The sequence below is a fragment of the Bacillus pacificus genome, assembly GCF_020861345.1.
GTDB lineage: Bacteria > Bacillota > Bacilli > Bacillales > Bacillaceae_G > Bacillus_A > Bacillus_A pacificus.
Genome location: NZ_CP086328.1, coordinates 2,500,135 through 2,518,844 on the forward strand (window position 1 = coordinate 2,500,135; position 18,710 = coordinate 2,518,844).

22 protein-coding genes and 2 pseudogenes are annotated in these 18,710 nt (G+C 34.3%); 17 read left to right on the forward strand and 7 right to left on the reverse strand.

The window, feature by feature from the left end:
• Nucleotides 1-45 precede the first annotated feature (45 nt).
• Both rpiA and LMD38_RS13110 read right to left on the reverse strand, forming a co-directional pair.
• Nucleotides 46-708 carry a ribose 5-phosphate isomerase A gene (gene rpiA / locus LMD38_RS13105; RefSeq protein ID WP_001050000.1) on the reverse strand — a complete coding sequence of 221 codons (663 nt, stop codon included), beginning with the start codon at nucleotides 706-708 and terminating at the stop codon, nucleotides 46-48.
• A gap of 4 nt (nucleotides 709-712) precedes the next feature.
• Nucleotides 713-1,033 carry a 2Fe-2S iron-sulfur cluster-binding protein gene (locus LMD38_RS13110; protein ID WP_001125397.1) on the reverse strand — a complete coding sequence of 107 codons (321 nt, stop codon included), beginning with the start codon at nucleotides 1,031-1,033 and terminating at the stop codon, nucleotides 713-715.
• A gap of 143 nt (nucleotides 1,034-1,176) precedes the next feature.
• On the opposite strand from LMD38_RS13110, the gene LMD38_RS13115 reads away from it, so the two are divergent.
• Both LMD38_RS13115 and clpP read left to right on the forward strand, forming a co-directional pair.
• Nucleotides 1,177-1,863 (forward strand): RNA polymerase subunit sigma-70, encoded by a 687-nt coding sequence (locus LMD38_RS13115; protein WP_000337484.1) that lies wholly within the window; start codon nucleotides 1,177-1,179, stop codon nucleotides 1,861-1,863.
• A gap of 21 nt (nucleotides 1,864-1,884) precedes the next feature.
• A complete protein-coding gene (clpP, locus tag LMD38_RS13120) occupies nucleotides 1,885-2,466 on the forward strand; it encodes an ATP-dependent Clp endopeptidase proteolytic subunit ClpP (protein ID WP_000991618.1) in 582 nt (193 codons plus the stop codon).
• Nucleotides 2,467-2,510: 44 nt separating this feature from the next.
• On the opposite strand, the gene LMD38_RS13125 is transcribed toward clpP, so the two are convergent.
• Nucleotides 2,511-3,368 (reverse strand): glycine betaine ABC transporter substrate-binding protein, encoded by an 858-nt coding sequence (locus LMD38_RS13125; protein ID WP_001227648.1) that lies wholly within the window; start codon nucleotides 3,366-3,368, stop codon nucleotides 2,511-2,513.
• A gap of 171 nt (nucleotides 3,369-3,539) precedes the next feature.
• Here LMD38_RS13125 and LMD38_RS13130 point away from each other — a divergent pair, with 171 nt between their 5' ends.
• The 9 genes and pseudogenes from LMD38_RS13130 (at nucleotide 3,540) to LMD38_RS13170 (ending at nucleotide 9,276) form a co-directional block, all read left to right on the forward strand.
• The gene (locus LMD38_RS13130) at nucleotides 3,540-4,745 is read left to right on the forward strand and encodes a quaternary amine ABC transporter ATP-binding protein (RefSeq protein WP_000370623.1); all 1,206 of its coding nucleotides are present in this window, start codon (nucleotides 3,540-3,542) and stop codon (nucleotides 4,743-4,745) included.
• Nucleotides 4,738-5,574, forward strand: a complete 837-nt coding sequence (locus tag LMD38_RS13135; protein ID WP_001084762.1) for an ABC transporter permease — start codon at nucleotides 4,738-4,740, stop codon at nucleotides 5,572-5,574. The genes LMD38_RS13130 and LMD38_RS13135 overlap by 8 nt, the downstream gene beginning before the upstream one ends.
• A 296-nt stretch (nucleotides 5,575-5,870) precedes the next feature.
• Nucleotides 5,871-5,957: pseudogene (locus LMD38_RS13140) on the forward strand (septum formation initiator); the annotation flags it as partial.
• 123 nt (nucleotides 5,958-6,080) lie between these two features.
• Entirely contained in the window at nucleotides 6,081-6,566 is a 486-nt protein-coding gene (locus LMD38_RS13145; protein WP_029141132.1) for an HIT family protein, read from the forward strand.
• On the forward strand, nucleotides 6,550-7,374 hold the full coding sequence (locus LMD38_RS13150; protein WP_061182563.1) for a PP2C family serine/threonine-protein phosphatase: 825 nt from the start codon (nucleotides 6,550-6,552) through the stop codon (nucleotides 7,372-7,374). Before LMD38_RS13145 ends, LMD38_RS13150 begins: the two co-directional genes overlap by 17 nt.
• Before the next feature lie 80 nt (nucleotides 7,375-7,454).
• Nucleotides 7,455-7,766 carry a DUF4181 domain-containing protein gene (locus LMD38_RS13155; RefSeq protein WP_033677825.1) on the forward strand — a complete coding sequence of 104 codons (312 nt, stop codon included), beginning with the start codon at nucleotides 7,455-7,457 and terminating at the stop codon, nucleotides 7,764-7,766.
• 28 nt (nucleotides 7,767-7,794) lie between these two features.
• The gene (locus tag LMD38_RS13160) at nucleotides 7,795-8,235 is read left to right on the forward strand and encodes an NUDIX domain-containing protein (protein WP_016717674.1); all 441 of its coding nucleotides are present in this window, start codon (nucleotides 7,795-7,797) and stop codon (nucleotides 8,233-8,235) included.
• A gap of 19 nt (nucleotides 8,236-8,254) precedes the next feature.
• Complete coding sequence (locus tag LMD38_RS13165; protein ID WP_016717673.1) at nucleotides 8,255-8,635, forward strand: DUF4181 domain-containing protein; 381 nt, start codon at nucleotides 8,255-8,257, stop codon at nucleotides 8,633-8,635.
• A gap of 44 nt (nucleotides 8,636-8,679) precedes the next feature.
• A complete protein-coding gene (locus LMD38_RS13170; protein WP_016717672.1) occupies nucleotides 8,680-9,276 on the forward strand; it encodes a uridine kinase family protein in 597 nt (198 codons plus the stop codon).
• A gap of 35 nt (nucleotides 9,277-9,311) precedes the next feature.
• On the opposite strand, the pseudogene LMD38_RS13175 reads toward LMD38_RS13170, so the two are convergent.
• Nucleotides 9,312-9,822 (reverse strand): annotated as a pseudogene (locus LMD38_RS13175) (GrpB family protein).
• 41 nt (nucleotides 9,823-9,863) lie between these two features.
• Nucleotides 9,864-10,709 carry an oxidoreductase gene (locus tag LMD38_RS13180; protein ID WP_029141131.1) on the reverse strand — a complete coding sequence of 282 codons (846 nt, stop codon included), beginning with the start codon at nucleotides 10,707-10,709 and terminating at the stop codon, nucleotides 9,864-9,866.
• Nucleotides 10,710-10,874: 165 nt separating this feature from the next.
• Here LMD38_RS13180 and LMD38_RS13185 point away from each other — a divergent pair, with 165 nt between their 5' ends.
• The 5 genes from LMD38_RS13185 to lpdA all read left to right on the forward strand — a co-directional run bounded on the left by LMD38_RS13185 (nucleotide 10,875) and on the right by lpdA (nucleotide 16,196).
• Nucleotides 10,875-11,354, forward strand: coding sequence for a DinB family protein (locus LMD38_RS13185; protein ID WP_016717669.1), 480 nt, complete (start codon nucleotides 10,875-10,877; stop codon nucleotides 11,352-11,354).
• 169 nt (nucleotides 11,355-11,523) lie between these two features.
• Entirely contained in the window at nucleotides 11,524-12,522 is a 999-nt protein-coding gene (acoA, locus tag LMD38_RS13190) for an acetoin:2,6-dichlorophenolindophenol oxidoreductase subunit alpha (RefSeq protein WP_016717667.1), read from the forward strand.
• Nucleotides 12,523-12,539: 17 nt separating this feature from the next.
• On the forward strand, nucleotides 12,540-13,574 hold the full coding sequence (gene acoB, locus LMD38_RS13195) for an acetoin:2,6-dichlorophenolindophenol oxidoreductase subunit beta (RefSeq protein ID WP_000198893.1): 1,035 nt from the start codon (nucleotides 12,540-12,542) through the stop codon (nucleotides 13,572-13,574).
• A gap of 27 nt (nucleotides 13,575-13,601) precedes the next feature.
• The gene (locus LMD38_RS13200) at nucleotides 13,602-14,801 is read left to right on the forward strand and encodes a dihydrolipoamide acetyltransferase family protein (RefSeq protein WP_016717666.1); all 1,200 of its coding nucleotides are present in this window, start codon (nucleotides 13,602-13,604) and stop codon (nucleotides 14,799-14,801) included.
• 15 nt (nucleotides 14,802-14,816) lie between these two features.
• Nucleotides 14,817-16,196 carry a dihydrolipoyl dehydrogenase gene (gene lpdA, locus LMD38_RS13205; RefSeq protein WP_062821641.1) on the forward strand — a complete coding sequence of 460 codons (1,380 nt, stop codon included), beginning with the start codon at nucleotides 14,817-14,819 and terminating at the stop codon, nucleotides 16,194-16,196.
• 82 nt (nucleotides 16,197-16,278) lie between these two features.
• Here lpdA and LMD38_RS13210 read toward each other — a convergent pair whose 3' ends face one another.
• Both LMD38_RS13210 and LMD38_RS13215 read right to left on the reverse strand, forming a co-directional pair.
• Nucleotides 16,279-16,875 (reverse strand): hypothetical protein, encoded by a 597-nt coding sequence (locus LMD38_RS13210; protein ID WP_029141130.1) that lies wholly within the window; start codon nucleotides 16,873-16,875, stop codon nucleotides 16,279-16,281.
• 304 nt (nucleotides 16,876-17,179) lie between these two features.
• Nucleotides 17,180-17,677 carry a hypothetical protein gene (locus LMD38_RS13215; protein WP_062821642.1) on the reverse strand — a complete coding sequence of 166 codons (498 nt, stop codon included), beginning with the start codon at nucleotides 17,675-17,677 and terminating at the stop codon, nucleotides 17,180-17,182.
• Between the two features lie 251 nt (nucleotides 17,678-17,928).
• Here LMD38_RS13215 and LMD38_RS13220 point away from each other — a divergent pair, with 251 nt between their 5' ends.
• Nucleotides 17,929-18,699 (forward strand): DeoR/GlpR family DNA-binding transcription regulator, encoded by a 771-nt coding sequence (locus LMD38_RS13220; protein WP_016717663.1) that lies wholly within the window; start codon nucleotides 17,929-17,931, stop codon nucleotides 18,697-18,699.
• Nucleotides 18,700-18,710: the final 11 nt, after the last annotated feature.

Below are 18,710 nucleotides of genomic sequence, written 5' to 3' on the forward strand. Positions count from 1 at the left end.
TAGTAAAGAGAAATATAAAAAGCTGACTGTAAGAGTCAGCATCCATTATAATTCCTGTATCCCGTTTTTTGTTCCAATAATCGCCTTACTAGTCATATTAACAAACAATCCGGTTTCAACTACACCAGTAATCATTTTTAAATGATTGTGTAAATTGGCAGGATTCGTTATGTTATGAGGGAATACACAATCAATAATCATGTTATTATTATCGGTTATAAATGTTTCATTATTTTTTAAGCGTAACGTTGTTTGACAACCTAAAGATTGAATTTTACTTTCGGTTTGTTTCCATGAAAAAGGTATGATTTCAACAGGTAATGGAAAAGTACCTAAATGCGTTACAAGTTTTGATTCATCAGCAATGATAAGTAGTTCTTTAGAGGAGGAGGCAACGATTTTTTCACGAAGTAATGCGCCACCCCCTCCTTTTATAAGGTGTAAATTTGAATCAATTTCATCCGCTCCATCAATTGTAAGATCAAGACTTTGTATGTCGTTTAATGAAATTAGTGGGATATTTAGTTGCTGAGCTAATACTTCAGTTTCTTTTGATGTCGGGACAGCTTGAAATGATAGTCCTTCTTTTACACGTTCACCTAATTTTTCTATCGTCCAGTATACGGTAGAACCTGTACCAAGCCCAATCTTCATTCCATCTTTTACGAAAGTTGCAGCATATTCACCAGCGAGTTGTTTTAAATTCATCGATTTACTCCGCCGGGCGTGGTCCAGCATCAAGACCTGAATTTTCAACTGTAAGTACCGGACGAACTACTATATCCTTATGTACACGCATTTGACAAGATAATCGTAAATGATCTTCAATCCCTTTTTCTGTCATCGCATTTTTTTCCTTTGCATTCGCTTCACAAAAATCACCTGCTATAATTTCTACTCTACAAGTTGTGCAACGTGCTTTTCCGCCGCAACGATGGAGTATGTTTACACCGTTGTCTTCAATTGCTAATACTAATTTTGTGCCTTCTTGTACATCAAAAGTTCCCGTACCTTCAATTGTTAATTTTGGCAAATTTGTTCCTCCTCACGTAAAATGGTACATAACATATTTATGACCGCGAATTATTGAACATAAACATAATTTTTTTATATGCCCCGTAACTTTTTTATTTGTTGAATCGTTAATTAAGTAAGCGCTGAAAAGGAGTGGTTATTTTGTGCACAAAAGTTACTCATATTTTAAAGAATCATATCGATATGAATCATTCAAATATAAATTTTTTAATTGAGCAATATGGAGAGTTAAAAAGATACTGTACTTTTTTAACGAAAAACAAATGGGATGGGGAAGATCTCGCCCAAGAAACAGTGTGTAAAGTACTTCAAAAATATAGAAATAAAGATATTTGTATGGCACTCGTCTATAAAATAGCAAGAAATCGTTGGTTAGATCAGATGAAGTCTAAGTCTGTTCATGAAAAAATAAGAGAACAAATCACTTTTGAAGAGCCACAAGAGAATATTGCAGATTTGCATGAAATGGTAGGGAAAGTATTATCTTCATTAACTGTACAGCAATCCACGATTTTATTATTAAAGGATGTTTTTCAATATAGTATCGCTGATATTGCTAAAGTATGTTCCGTATCGGAAGGGGCAGTAAAAGCTTCTTTGTTTCGGAGTAGAAATAGGTTGAAAACTGTAAGTGAAGAAGGGATTGAGATAGTTGAATTCACAGATGATATGGAAGTTGTAGTGACGTCTATTCGAGAGGAGAGACCGGAATTATTAACGAAACTGCTTCCGACAATAGATTTTACTAAGTTACCATCTAAACAGCCAGTCTTATTATTTAATGTGAAACAATCCTCTTCCTACAGTTGTATGCTTTGCGCGGCATAAAAATTATTGGAGGGATTTAAAATGAATGCAATTCCATATGTAGTAGAACAAACAAAATTAGGAGAACGTTCCTATGATATATATTCAAGGTTATTGAAAGACCGCATTATTATAATCGGTTCAGAGATTAATGATCAGGTTGCGAGCAGTGTAGTAGCGCAATTATTATTTTTAGAAGCGGAAGATGCGGAGAAAGATATATTTCTGTATATTAATAGTCCTGGCGGCTCAACGACAGCAGGATTTGCAATATTAGATACAATGAATCTTATTAGACCGGATGTGCAAACGCTTTGTATGGGCTTAGCTGCATCATTTGGTGCCCTTTTACTATTAGCTGGTGCAAAAGGAAAAAGATTCGCGCTTCCTAATAGTGAAATCATGATTCATCAGCCACTTGGCGGTGTAAAAGGGCAAGCAACAGAAATCGAAATTACAGCAAAAAGAATATTGAAATTGAAGCATGACATTAATAAGATTATTGCTGATAGAACAGGACAGCCAATCGAAAAAATAGCACATGATACGGAAAGAGATTATTTTATGACAGCAGAGGAAGCTAAAGAATATGGGATTGTTGATGGGGTCGTTGAGAAAAAATAACATAAACCAGGCTAGAGAATATGCTCATTCTCTAGCCTGGTTTTTTAATCTTTAATCCATTCATCAACTAACGTTTGGTTCTTTTTAATCCATTTTCGCGCCGCTTCTTCGGGATCTTTCGTTTTATTTAACTCGACCATTAATGTACCAAGCTGTTCATCGTTCATTTTCCATTTGTCAAAGTATTTTATGATATCTGGATGATCTTTTTCGAAACCTTTACGAACAGAGTAATAAATGTCATCTTTTTCACCATATACTTTCTTAGGGTCTTTTAAATATTTTAAATCAAATTCTGAAAAGCCCCAATGCGGATTCCAAAGCGTAACAGCGATTGGTTTCTTTTTCGTATATGCTTTCTTTAGTTCACTCATCATCGCCGCTTCAGAAGATTGGACAAGTTTTAGTTTAATATCATATTCCTTCATCGCCTTATTTGTTAAATTCATTAGACTGCTGCCAGGTTCAATTCCGACAATTTTATTATCTAGTTCATCTTTATGTGCATTTAGATCTTCAATGCTGTTTATGTTTTTCACATAAGAAGGGACAACTAAACCTAGTCCGGTTCCTTCATACCATTTTGATTTTAAGACAATATCATCTTTATAACGATCATTTAGTGGTTTATCCGTAACGGGTAGCCATACTTCTAAATTAGCATCAACATCACCGCGAGCAACACCAGTCCAAATTGCCGCTTTTTCTAAATACATAAGCTCAACTTTGTAGCCTTTTTGTTCTAATAGAACTTTCCACATGTTTGCTGTTGCAATGTTTTCTTTCCAACTTGTTACACCTAGTTTAATTTTTCCTTTCGAATTTGCATTTGTTGCATTACATGAAGAGAAAATCATAGTAATAAATAATGCAAGGCATATGAGCCATATTTTCTTTCTCATTAAAAACCTCCTAAGAAACGTTTGCCTTTTTAAATAAATGTATAAGTAAGCATTCTTATTATGAACGGAAACGAGAATTTTAAAGAAATCTTATAAATGTTATTTTTATGTAATATTTCTTTGCAAAATCGCAACACTATGTGAATAGATGGGTAGAAAAGGAGTAGTGACATGGATAATACAAAGGTACGTGTTGAAAACGTAACAAAAGTATTTGGGAAACACCCGCAAAGAGCGCTTACCTTATTAAAAGAAGGAAAAAGTAAATCGGAAATTTTGAAAGAGACAGGAATGAACGTTGGCGTAAAAAAGGCGACGTTCGAAGTATATACGGGAGAAATTTTCGTTATTATGGGATTGTCTGGTAGCGGGAAATCGACGTTAGTTCGTATGTTAAACCAACTGATTAGACCAACAGCGGGGCATATATACATAGATGGAGAAGATATCGCAACGATGGGCAAAGAAGAGTTGCGAAGAGTGAGAAGAACGAAGATGAGCATGGTGTTTCAGAAATTCGCTCTATTCCCTCATCGTACCGTTTTGCAAAATGTTGCATATGGTTTAGAAATACAAGGAGTTCCAGTAGAGGAACGAGAGAGAAAAGCGTTAGAGTCCTTGAAATTAGTTGGATTAGACCATCATAAAGATAATTATCCAAGTCAACTGAGTGGTGGTATGCAACAGCGTGTCGGCATTGCGAGAGCGCTTACGAATGATCCGGATGTTCTACTTATGGATGAGTCATTTAGTGCATTAGATCCACTGATTCGAAAAGAAATGCAAGATGAACTGTTAGAATTACAAGATAAAATGGAAAAAACAATTATTTTTATTACGCATGATTTAGATGAAGCCCTTCGAATTGGTGATCGAATTGCGTTAATGAAAGATGGAGAAGTTGTCCAAATTGGAACGCCAGAAGAAATTATGATGAGTCCTGCGAATGAATTTGTAGAGAAATTCGTGGCGGATGTGAATTTAGGAAAAGTAATAACGGCGGAATCTATATTAAAACGACCAGAGACGTTATTAATTGACCGTGGACCACGTGTAGCACTTCAAATTATGAGAAATGCCGGTGTTTCTACAGTGTATGTTGTTAACAAAAAGTATGAGTTTTTAGGAATATTAACGGCAGATGATGCGAGTAAAGCAGTTCAAAAACAGTGGCCAATTGCTGATTTATTACTTACCGATATCCCACACGTGTATTTAGATACTTTACTGGAAGAAACGTATGCGAAAATGGCGGAGATGAAATATCCGTTACCAGTAATTGATGAAAAGAAAAGGTTAAGAGGAATTATTAAACGTGAAAGTGTCATTCAAGCTCTTGCAGGTAATATTGAGGAAGAGGTGAAAGACGATGAATAGTATACCACGTATTCCTTTAGGGGAATGGGTCGACTCATTTGTTGCAAGTTTATATGAGCACTTTGAAGGCTTATTCCGAGGATTCTCTTATATTATCGGCGGATTCGTTGATTTACTCACTAATTTTTTAACAATAATACCGGCTATATTGATGATTATTATTTTGTGTTTCCTCATTTGGTACACAACGAGAAAAGTATCTTTAGTTATTTTTACACTAATCGGGTTATTATTTATTTTAAATATTAACTACTGGGCACAAACGATGCAAACATTAGCCCTTGTACTTACATCTGTTATTATTTCAATCATTGTAGGTATCCCAATTGGTATTTTAGCTTCGCAAAATGAACGGTTTTCAAAATTTTTAAAACCGACATTAGATTTTATGCAAACAATGCCGGCTTTCGTATATCTTATTCCCGCGATTACATTTTTTGGAGTAGGTGTAGTACCTGGGATTATTGCATCAGTAATCTTTGCTATGCCACCGACAATTCGTTTTACTGACTTAGGAATTAGACAAGTTCCAGAAGATTTAATAGAAGCAGCGAATGCGTTTGGCTCTACCGCATCACAAAAATTATTTAAAGTACAATTACCACTCGCAACTGGAACGATCATGGCTGGTGTGAACCAAAGTATTATGCTCTCTTTATCAATGGTAGTAACAGCATCGCTTGTAGGAGCTCCAGGTCTTGGAGTTGATGTATACCGTTCTGTAACACAAGTTAATATCGGAATGGGATTTGAAGCCGGACTAGCCATTGTTGTCATTGCGATTATATTAGACCGCATTACACAAGGATTTCATCAAAAAAGAAGATAAACAAAAAACACACTTTATTATACAAAGTGTGTTTTTTGTTTGAATAAATTATATTCGAACGATAACAGAACCGTCAGCTGACACAAAAACTTGTTTTTTTATTTCATTGATTTAATTCTTCAATGAATAACGATATGTTTGTTTAATAGCGACTTGAAAATCTCTTCTTAAGAAAAGGATTATGTGGTGGAAAAGTATAAGTAATAAAGTACATTTTTTGGAAATTATTAAGTGGAATAGCGAATATATTAGGAGACAGTGAAGTCATGTAAATAGATATTATTTTAGAAAAAATTATGAGAGGAGATGCTATTTTGTCTAAAAAGAAAAAAAGCAATGATGCCTTGGCAATAGGCGTCGGTATAGGGGTTGTAATTGGAGTTGTAGTTTTGAAGAAAAAATGAGTTGTAAATTCAATTCAAAATTGTTGCATTAAAAGAATGAATTTTCGGAATATAAATCCTATTTTTCCTTTTTTTATGATATTATATATAAAAAGGATGGTGATGGATATGCCAACAAATAATCAAGAAGAACAAAATTGCTTCATTTGTGAAAAACATAAAGGAAATATTACAGTTCCAGGTGGAGCTATTTACGAAGATGAACTCGTTTACGTTGGACATGTCCACTGGGATAGCGAAGAAACGTATCTTGGTTATGTAATGATAGATATAAAAAGACATGTACCTGGTCTTGCTGAACTAACAGATGAAGAAGCGAAAAGGTTCGGACTTATATCAAGTAGAGTAAGTAAAGCACTAAAAGAAAGTGAAGGTGCAGAACATATTTACACTTTTGTTTCAGGAAATGGTGTACCACATATGCATATGCACATCATACCGCGTTATGCAAATACACCAAAAGAGTTTTGGTCACCGACTGAAGTAGCGAAATGGATGGGTGCGCCTTATGGTGATACAGAAAAAATCAAAAAACTATGCGAAAGAATACGAAAGTATATGGTGAGTGAATATGAATATAACAAATAATAGACAATATTCATGGGTTGGAAGTAGAGAAATGTGCTTAGACGAAATTTCGATAAAGCAATATGGTGAAATCGTAATTGGTAAATACGGCGGAAATATAAGCGCCGGAGCAAACAAGAACGAAGATGGTGCGTTAGTTTGGTCAAATGGTGATTGGGAATTTGCAGCTATATTAGATGGACATAATAGTGCAGAAAGTGTTGATTTAGTAGTAAATACAATTCAAAAAGAATATGAAAATATAAAAGAAATGATGAATGAATCGATTGATACAGTATTTCGATCTATTGAAAATCGTATTCTTACTATCTTTCAATCTTCTTCATTTAAGGAAAAGTGCCAAAGAATTAAAGGTGAAACAGCTTGCTTACTATGTGTAAGAAAAGAAAACTACATATGGTGGTTATCTATCGGCGACTGTTTAGTGTATGTATTTCATGATGAATTACACAAATTAGGACAATATGCGTTAAATCAACGTCATTTTTACGAATGGATTGGTAACGTAAATACTTTTGATTTACCTGTTCCTTGCTATTCATCAGGAATTCGTGAATTACGTACTGGCAACAATCGAATTGTAATGGTGACAGATGGGGTATTAGAATACGGAGAACGTCGATATGAAACACCATTAAATCTATATAATGATATGAATAGAAATAATATAAAACTTGAAGAAAGTGTTCATCATGTATTAGAGCACGTTCATCATCAATTCGGACGAGATAGTGCGACAATTATTAGTTGGGACATTGATAATAAAGGAAAAGCTACTTATCCGAGTAATCAGCCAGATAAAAAGTAAAGGAGGAGACATCACTGTTTTTAGTTAAAGGAATTTTATTAATAGTATGGATCATATTCTTAGTTGTTTTGGAAAAAGTAGTGAGAAAAAAATTAAATATACCGAAACAAACAGACTGGAATAGTAAATATGTAAACAACGCTCATAAATGGGGCACTAGGGCTCTTATCGTTTTTTATATAATTGTTACGCTGATATGTGCCACTTTAAATCCTATTTATATTAGTAATTTACCCATATTATTTTTAATAACTTTATACTGCTTTCAATCATATATGGAGTGGAAATATGATAAAGAATCGAGGGAATATGTCATTTCTTTAGGCGTAGTTCCATTATTAATAATAACTGGAATTATGATTAATCTTTTCTTTTATAACTATTGGATTTAATCATATGTGGAATGAATGGGGAGACGAAATGAAGATGCCTAAATTACGTGCTGAAGCAATGATTTTAAATGAAGATCATTCTAAAGTACTTGTACAATGTGATTTAAGAGAAACATTTTATCGTTTTCCAGGTGGTTCTATTGAATTCGGTGAAACAGCAAAAGAAGCGATAATACGAGAATTAATGGAAGAATACGATTTGAAAATTGATGTCCAAGAGCTAGCTGTTGTAAATGAGCATATTTTCGAGTGGAACAACGAAAAAGGACATCATTGTACATTGATACATTGGGGAACTGTTAAAGAGAGAGTTACAAATGAAATAAGACATAAAGAATATGGGGATATTATATTAATATGGAAGAGCATAGAGGAATTAAAGGAGAAACCAACATATCCTGAAGGAATTGTAAGTTATTTAGAAGAGAATAAACGTAATATAGTCCACTTTATTACTAAAGATAAATAAGGTAATAGGAGAGGGAGCAATGGGTATTTCTACAATTTTGCTTATTATTATTGGACTTGGCATAGGTGGTTACTTTATAGAACAGTTTTTAAGAAGAAAATTAAATATTGAGAAAAGAGGCTTCTTTGGATATAAGCATGTGAATAGTTTACATGTAAAATTAGAAATAGGACTTATTATTATTTATGTAATAAGTAGTTGTTATTATATGTTTAAATTTGAAAACGCTAAAATGGCTTATGTCATGTTCACTTATTTAGGGATATCATGGACTTTAAGAGCATGGATGGAATGGAAATATGATAGAAAATCAAAAGAATATATACTTTCGATAACGGGAATGGTTTCTTTTATATTGATGCTCTCGATACTATTTTATTTCGTTCCACCTGCAACGTAAAACTTTAATAACGGAATGTAAGAGATATAAGGGGATGGGTTAGTTTGGATTTAGACTTAATTTTAAAATGGGCTGAAGAAAAATGTACAGAACAATCACTACTAATAATAGGTATTGATGGCTGTGGCGGTGCAGGTAAAAGTACGTTAGCAAATAAAATAAAAAGTAATTTTTCAACTGTAACGATTGTTCATATGGATGATTTTTATTTACCATCTGCAAAGATTGTAAATGATAATCCTACGAATAAATCAATTGGTGCAGATTTTGACTGGAAACGCCTTTTAAAAGAAGTTTTAAATCCGATTAGTAATGGACTAGAAGGGCGTTATAAGCGTTATGATTGGGAAAAGGATTCTTTAGTTGGATCCCATATTGTTCCTGCCGGTGGTATTGTAATTATTGAAGGTGTATATGCAACACGTCAGGAGCTAGCGGGAATGTATGATTTAAAAATATGGGTGAATTGTCCTCGTGAAACACGTATAAAAAGAGGAATTGCTAGAGATGGAGAAGCTGCGCGTGATATGTGGGAAAACAATTGGATGGTTGCTGAAGATATGTATGTAGAAAGTCATAAGCCACATGAATTTGCAGATTTTATTATTGATGGTACAAATAATGAGATAACTAATAAATAAGAAACCATTTACTACTAAATGGTTTCTTATTGAATTTAAGCATGTATTTTAGCTAATATCGATGTAATAAAATTTGTTTTATCCTCAGCATATTGATGTTTATCATTAGGATTAGCTTGTGAAAGTTGAATCTTCAACTGTTCATACTGTATACGAGCGGTTTTATTGTCTATTAAGTAATCTCGAAATTGTAATTGTTCTATTAAATATGAATTCCCTTGTTCATACATATGAATTTGATGAGTTCTTGGCTCACCTTTATTAAAATAATATCGTTCAGGCAGTACATCTTTTCTATATTTTATAGTTTAGCAGTTCTAACTTGTTAATACAGTTTAAGCCATCGTTATAATCTTCTAATTCGATTGCAATATCAATAATTGGCTTTGCACTTAATTGTGGAATAGCAGTACTACCAATATGGTGTATCGCTAAAATATGTTCGCCAATTTGTTTCTCAATGAATTGTTTCTCTTTCATAAACTCAAATTCCCATTCTTCAGTCCACGGAGCTAAAAACACTTTTCCATATGGTAAACCTAACATTTAATTAGCACCTCTTTCAAAATGTTTTTCAATAAAGGTAATTACATTTTCTTAAAGCTTCTCAAAACAAGATATTCCCACAATCTCCAAGGAAGAATTTTCTTTGCAAAGATCATAAATTTTACACCTTTTCCAATCGGATATCGTAAATTCGTACGCTTAGATTCAGCAATTTCTACAATTTTATTAGCAACATCTATCGGATTGCCAAATGTATCACTGCCGCTATTAATATGTTTTTGTATTTTATCCATATATTCTTTGTAAGGAGAAGATGTATCAGATTGGTTTGTAGCTAGTTGTTTACCAACTTCCCAAATATTTGTGTTATAAGAACCTGGTTCTATTAAAGCAACATCTATTCCAAAAGGTTTTACTTCTAAACGAAGGGATTCACTCCATCCTTCTAATGCATATTTTGAAGAAACGTAAGGAGATAGACCAGGGAATGCAACTTGACCACTAATGCTGCTTATATTAATAATTTTTCCGCTTTGTTGTTCTCTCATATAAGGTAAAACAAGCTGAGTAATTGAAATAGCTCCAAATAGGTTCGTTTCAAATTGTTTACGGTATTCCTCTACTGGAGTTTCTTCTACAAAGCCCCCATTGGCATATCCTGCATTATTAATGAGGAGGTTCACTTTGTTTATTTCTTTTAAAAATAATTGAAAGTTATGTAAAGAGTTTTGATCGGTTACATCTAATTGTTGAATTTTTATGTTTTGCAGTAAGTTGAGTTGAGTAGCTTGAGATAATAAGTTTCCTTGTTTTTCAAGGTTTCTCATTGTTGCGATAACTAAATAATCTTTTTTTGCGAGTTCGAGTGTAGTTAATAGTCCGAATCCACTTGAAGCTCCTGTAATAACCGCGATTTTTTTATTCATTGGTCGCTCGCTTTCTTTTTCTTTTATCATAACGAGTTATAGTAAGAAAATCTATTATTCTTACATTCATTATGAAACCAATTTGTATGTAAAAAAGGGGATTATAGGAAATCAGCGTATATAAAGTAGTGTATATTAATATGATAATGAAATGAGGGAAGAGAAATGGCCCATGTGAAAGATGTATTAGCAGATCAGTTATTAGCGAATGCGAACGATCCTAGTTGGTATATTCCGTTTTCAGATGCAGTGAAAGATCTATCTGAGAGAGAAGCTTTCTGGAAACCGAATGAAGAGAGTAATAGTATAGCTGAAATTGTACAACATTTACTGTATTGGAACTCAACGTGGCAAACGAGGTATAAAGAATCAAATGTGAATGCTGTGCCCGCTATTGGTGATAATAACAAAAGTTTTATGCTTTCAGATAATCAATCTTTCGATGAATTAAGAGAAAAACTACTGGAGAAACTGTTACTATGGCAAAAGCTAATAAATAAAGAAAAGGTAGAAAGTGATGTAGTTGGATTCCCAGTATGTGCAAAGTGGTGGGAAGTGCTAGCAAATGTCACAACTCATAATGCTTATCATATTGGTCAAATTATTTACATTCAGAAGTTACAGAAGAGTTTTGATCATGAATAAAATAATGATTCTCAAATTAGGTGAACAAAAGTGGACAAAACGAGACAGATGTCTCATTTTGTCCACTTTTTTATTTTGAAAGAAAAGAGAAACCCTATTAAATCAAGGATTAGAATTTGGCACAGTACTTGCAATATAAAAGATGAACAAGAAAATAGGAGGGCTGGACATGTTAAAAACAACTGAAAGTAAAGGGAATGAAATTACGAAAGAACAAGCTCGTTGGATGTATGAAAAAATGTTAGAGATTCGTAAGTTTGAAGATAAGGTACATGAATTGTTCGCTCAAGGCGTGCTGCCAGGTTTCGTCCATTTATACGCAGGTGAAGAAGCGGTAGCAGTTGGTGTATGTGCCCACTTAACGGATCGTGACAGTATTACAAGTACGCATAGAGGACATGGACACTGTATCGCAAAAGGTTGTGATTTAAACGGTATGATGGCTGAACTTTTTGGGAAAGCGACAGGGTTATGTAAAGGTAAAGGCGGCTCCATGCACATTGCTGATTTAGATAAAGGAATGCTTGGTGCAAATGGCATTGTAGGTGGTGGTTTCCCGCTTGCTTGCGGCTCAGCATTAACAGCTAAATATAAAGGAACGAAAGACGTAAGTGTTTGTTTCTTCGGTGACGGAGCAAATAATGAAGGAACATTTCACGAAGGGGTTAATTTAGCGGCGATTTGGAAATTACCAGTTATTTTTATCGCAGAAAATAACGGTTATGGTGAAGCGACAACATTTGAATATGCTTCAAGTTGTGATTCCATTGCAGATCGAGCGAAAGCTTATAACATTCCAGGTGTTCAAGTGGATGGAAAGAACTTGCTTGCGGTGTATAAAGCAGCGGAAGAAGCAGTAGAACGTGCTCGTAATGGCGGTGGTCCAACAATAATTGAATGTATGACATATCGTAATTACGGTCATTTCGAAGGTGAAGCACAAACGTATAAAACTTCAGAAGAAAAAGAAGAACATTTAAATGAAAAAGATGCGATTGTGAATTTCCGTAAGCATTTAATTCATGAAGCTTTATTAACTGAATCTGAGCTTGTAGATATGGAAAAGGCAGTAGATGAAGCGGTTCAAAAATCAATTGAATTTAGTGAAAATAGTCCATATCCAGAGGATGAAGAGTTATTAAAAGATGTATACGTTTCTTACAAATAAGAGGAGGGTGAAAAATAATGACTAGAACAGTAAGTATGTCAACTGCAATTAATGAAGCGATGAAAATCTCAATGCGTCGTGATGAAAACGTAATTTTAATAGGAGAAGACGTTGCAGGTGGTGCACAAGTTGATCACTTGCAAGATGATGAAGCATGGGGCGGTGTTCTTGGTGTTACGAAAGGCCTTGTACAAGAATTTGGCCGAAATCGTATTTTAGATACACCAATTTCAGAAGCGGGTTACATGGGAGCAGCAATGGCTGCTGCTGCAACAGGACTACGTCCGATTGCTGAATTAATGTTTAATGATTTTATCGGTAGTTGTCTTGATCAAGTATTAAACCAAGGTGCAAAATTCCGTTATATGTTCGGTGGTAAAGCGAAAGTGCCAGTTACGGTACGTACGATGCATGGTGCAGGTTTTAGCGCAGCTGCACAACATTCACAAAGTTTGTATGCGTTATTTACGAGCATTCCAGGTATAAAAGTTGTCGTTCCTTCTACTCCATATGACGCAAAAGGCTTATTATTAGCGGCAATTGAAGATGATGACCCAGTAATCTTCTTTGAAGATAAAACACTTTACAATATGAAAGGTGAAGTGCCGGAAGGGTATTATACAATTCCATTAGGTAAAGCAGATATAAAACGTGAAGGTTCTGATGTAACAATCGTCGCCATTGGAAAACAAGTTCATACAGCACTTGCAGCCGCTGAGCAATTATCGAAAAAAGGACTTGAAGTAGAAGTAATTGATCCACGTTCTTTATCACCACTGGATGAAGATACGATTTTAGCATCAGTTGAAAAAACAAATCGCCTTATTGTTATTGATGAAGCAAATCCAAGATGTAGTATCGCAACGGATATTGCGGCAATTGTAGCGGATAAAGGATTCGATTTGTTAGATGCACCTATTAAACGAATTACAGCACCACATACACCAGTTCCGTTCTCGCCACCACTTGAAAAGTTATATTTACCAACGCCGGAAAAAGTAATTGAAACTGTATCAGAAATGATCGGAGACCAATCTTTATTACATGTGTAATAAAACGATGAGAAGGGAGAGAGAAGCATGGCTGTAGAAGTTGTAATGCCGAAGTTAGGTATGGCGATGAAAGAAGGTATTATTACGAGCTGGAATATTAAAGCAGGCGATCATGTATCAAAAGGTGAACTAATTGCTAGTATTAATTCGGAAAAAATCGAAACTGAAATAGAAGCACCAGCAGATGGAACTGTTCTTGATATAGCTGTAAGTGAAGATGAGGGAGTTCCACCTGGCACTGTCATTTGCTATATCGGTAAGCTGAACGAAAAAGTAGAAATCAATGAAAGTATAAATGTTGTAGAAGAAAAAGCACCTAATCTAGAGCCTAAAAAGGTCCAACATCCAGAACCATATGCGAAAGAAGTGGCGAAGCAAAGAATCAAAATTTCACCTGTAGCGAAGAAAATTGCAAAGTCTGAAAATCTAGATATCAAAGCATTAGTTGGTACAGGCCCTGGCGGAAGGATTACAAAAGTAGACGTATTAAAAGCGATTGAAGAAAGAGTAACAATTCCAGAAGTACTTGAACAAGAAGAAAGTAAAGCAATTCCTGTTACTGGTATGCGGAAAGCAATCGCAAACCGTATGCATGCAAGTTTACAAAATAGTGCGCAATTAACATTAACGATGAAAGTAGATGTTACAGATTTAGCTGCTTTACATAAAGAAATAGCGGCAGTTGTACAAAAACGATACGATAACAAACTAACTATTACGGATTTCGTTTCTCGTGCTGTTGTATTAGCGCTTGGAGAGCATAAAGAAATGAACAGCGCTTATATGGATGATACAATTCATCAATTTGAACATGTTCATTTAGGCATGGCAGTCGCATTAGAAAAAGGATTAGTCGTTCCAGCTATTCGCTTTGCTAATCATCTATCTTTAGTAGAGTTATCTAAACAAATTAAAAATGTTGCACAAAAAGCAAGAGAAGGTAGTTTAAGTAGTGATGATATGCAAGGGACAACCTTTACAATTAGTAATTTAGGTAGCTTCGGTATTGAATATTTTACGCCAGTATTAAATACACCTGAAACTGGTATTTTAGGTGTAGGTGCAATTGAACATGTTCCAGTATATAAAGGGAAGAAAATAAAAAAAGGCAGTATGTTACCTTTAAGTTTAACATTCGATCATCGTGTATTAGATGGTGCACCAGCAGCTGCATTTTTACGCACAATTAAACGTTATTTAGAAGAACCTGTAACAATTCTTTTATAAAGAGAAGGTGAGAGAATGAGTAAACTAGTCGTTATTGGTGGCGGACCTGCTGGCTATGTAGCAGCAATTACCGCGGCTCAAAGTGGAAAAGAAGTCACTCTTATTGATGAAGCTGATCTTGGCGGGACTTGTTTAAATGTTGGGTGCATGCCTACAAAATCATTGTTAGAAAGTGCAGAAGTGCATGACATTGTGAGAAAAGCGAATCATTATGGAGTTATGCTTAACGAAGGAAGTATTTCAGTTAATTGGAAGCAAATGCAGGCGAGGAAATCACAAGTTGTAACACAGCTCGTCCAAGGAATTCAATATTTAATGAAGAAAAATAAAATAAAAGTTATACAAGGTAAAGCAAGATTTGAAACGGATCATCGTGTGAGAGTTACACACGGTGGTAAAGAAATTGTAGTAGATGGAGAACAATTCATTATTGCAGCAGGTTCAGAACCGACTGAATTACCTTCTGCTACATTTGATGGGAAATGGATTTTAAATAGTAGCCATGCAATGTCCCTAGAAAATATACCGAAATCATTATTAATTGTTGGTGGTGGTGTAATAGGATGCGAGTTTGCAAGTATTTATAGTCGTCTTGGAACAAAAGTTACGATTGTTGAAATGGCACCGCAATTATTACCTGGTGAAGATGAAGATATCGCACACATTTTAAGAGGGAAACTAGAAAATGATGGCGTAGAAATATTTACAGGAGCAGCTTTAAAAGGATTAAATAATTATAAAAAGCAAGCTTCATTTGAATATGAAGGAAGTACCCAAGTAGTTAATCCAGAATTTGTTCTCGTTTCTGTCGGCCGAAAACCACGTGTACAACAATTAGATTTAGAAAAAGCAGGCATTCAATATTCAAATAAAGGAATTTCTGTGAATGAACATATGCAAACCAATGTATCACATATTTACGCAGCGGGTGATGTGATTGGTGGAATCCAGCTTGCTCACGTTGCTTTCCATGAAGGAACGACAGCAGCATTACATGCGAGTGGAGAAGATGTAAAAGTAAACTATCATGCTGTACCTCGCTGTATTTATACAGCTCCAGAAATTGCTAGTGTCGGTTTAAGTGAAAAATTAGCAAGAGAGCAATATGGTGATATTCTTATCGGAGAGTTTCCTTTTTCAGCAAATGGAAAAGCGCTTATTATTGGAGAACAAACGGGTAAAGTAAAAGTCATTGTGGAACCTAAATATCAAGAAATTGTAGGGATTTCTATTATTGGTCCACGTGCAACCGAACTAATTGGACAAGGAACTGTAATGATTCATACAGAAGTTACTGCTGATATTATGAGAGATTATATTGCAGCACACCCAACTTTATCTGAAGCGATTCATGAAGCGCTATTGCAAGCGGTAGGACATGCTGTACACGCTTAAATGGAAGTGTAATAAACCACTATTCTCTAAATGTATGAGAGAATAGTGGTTTGAATTTTTACAGAAGAAATTGAATATCCTATTATTTTTTTACTTCAATCGCTGAAGTAATATCGCTCCAATCAGCAGCTAAATTAGCAGTTTTACCGTACCAATCAGCGTGTTTAAATATAACACCTTTTCCATATCCTTGTGTAGAAGTATGCTCCCAAAGTGTCGTTGAATAACTTGCTGAAGGCGATGCTGTACTTACAGAAGAAATTCTGTCATTCCAGCTAGAAGGTAAGTTTTTAAAACCGCTGCTCCAGTAAATATATTGGCCACCTTTATCTTTATGTTCATAAAAATCAGTACTACCAGCACCGCTACCTAAAGGATTGATTTTATTTTTAAGTACTTTTTTATCCTTTTCAATATAAGTATCTAATGTTTCGCGGCTAGTAAAACCATAAGCTAGCCAATCTCCATTTTCATTTTGCCCTGGTAATACCATAGTAATTTGGATGTCTTTCTTATCTTGATCACTTAATTTTGTAAGAGAATTAACATTCTGTTCATCCACTTTTAAATAATCAAAAGACTTAATTGTGTTACCTTTTTCTTCAGCACTTGCTACTCCTAGTCCTCCAGTTAATGCAAATCCCACTACTAATGTACCTGCTACTAATTTCTTTAACATATAACCATCCCTTTTTGTTTAGATTTTTGTACTAGTAAAATGTATTCTAATTATCAACTATCGTAAATATTCTGAGGTTTTAGAAGTAAAAGGTGGAATATTTACAGTTTTGCATTTTTTCTTTAGAAAAAATAGGTATTAGAATGATATAATAAATAGATATATCGCTTTTGTTGGATGTTAAAATGTTTTAGGAGGGAAGCTGAAGAAGTAACGATTTGTGCAAAAGATGTATTGCTGGAGATAGATTACTAGTAAACTTGATGACTTTACAAACAAAAAAACAGTCGTATTTGACTGTTTTTTATTTAGTTGCTAAATTATCAATTTTCCAATATGTATCTGTTAACGGCGCGGCTTTGCTATCTATGTATAGATACATATTATTTAAATCTTTTGGTGAAGTTTTCAGTTCAAATACAACGTCAGTAGTTAAAGAGAATTCGTGTGGAACATTTTTATAGTGCTCGTCATATATCGGATGAGCTTCACCTTCATATTTCTGACCAGTTTTTTCATCTTGTATGAAATATTTTATTTCCGAAAGATCAATAGTTTGTCCATCATCTCGAACATTATTAATCATAACACGAGTAGTAATACGCCATTCTTTGTCTATTTTTTCGAATTTAGCATTTTCAACAGTTGCTCTATAGTATTCATTTTTAACTATTTCCCCATAATGCATTGCATTCTTTTCAAGAGCGCTCTTTTCTTGTTTTGGTGCAGTATTCCCATTACATCCTGCCATTAGTCCTGTAAATAATAATGCTGTACAAGTTACTTTCATTATAGATTTCATAATAATTCCTTTCTGTGTTAAAAAGTGAGACATAGGAATAATTTTACATTAATAGAAGGATGAATGGAAGTATAATTGTGAAACATGCAAATATGCATTTATTTAGTTGTTAATTTAATGGGATAGAAAAAGGGAGAAAACCTGTATAGAGCTGAATAAAGAAGTATTGAAAATATTGTAAAACAGAAAAAACATGCATATAATTAAAAGATGGATAAATTTTACGAATATTCAATGATGGTGGTGAGAACATGTTTACTGAAGAGCGTAGAGAGAAAATTTTGGAGTTACTTAAGAAAAATGGAAGGGTAATTGCTAAAGATCTTGCGGAAAGTTTTGATATGTCTATTGATTCAATAAGAAGAGATTTGTCTATTATGGAGAAGGATGGCTTATTAAAAAGAACGCACGGAGGTGCAATTGAACTTGCTCGAGTAAGGAATTTAGCTGCTGAGCGATTTGAACGTTATAGTAATGGTTCTGTATATGAAGACGCAATTGCAAAAATCGCAGCTTCTTATATACAAGAAGGAGATTCTGTTTTTATTGGTGGGACTTCTATTCATTATGTCATGTTAAAATATTTACCTGAAACATCATTTACAGTTGTTACAAATTCTATAGAAATTGCTAGTACGTTACGGGAATATAAGAACATTGATACGTACTTAATTGGTGGAAAGGTGAAACCATCAGGAAATATGACAGATACACTTGCCTCAGAATTGATAAGTAGATTCTCTATTGATCTGTATTTCTCTACAGGTGGTGGTATTTCATTGAATGGTATAAGTACTGCAACGCCTGAAGTTGCTTATTTTAGTAAAACAGTAAATAAGATTGCTAGACGAAATATTTGTTTAGCTCCTCACGATAAACTTGGAATAGACTACTTTATAAAAGGAGAATCACTGATTGAAATTGACCTTATAATAACAGATTCAGAGGCTAGTAAAGAAACGATTCAACAATTTGAGAAACAAGGTAAAAAAATTGTAATAGCATCAATAGACTACTTTTAAAAGGAGCTTGA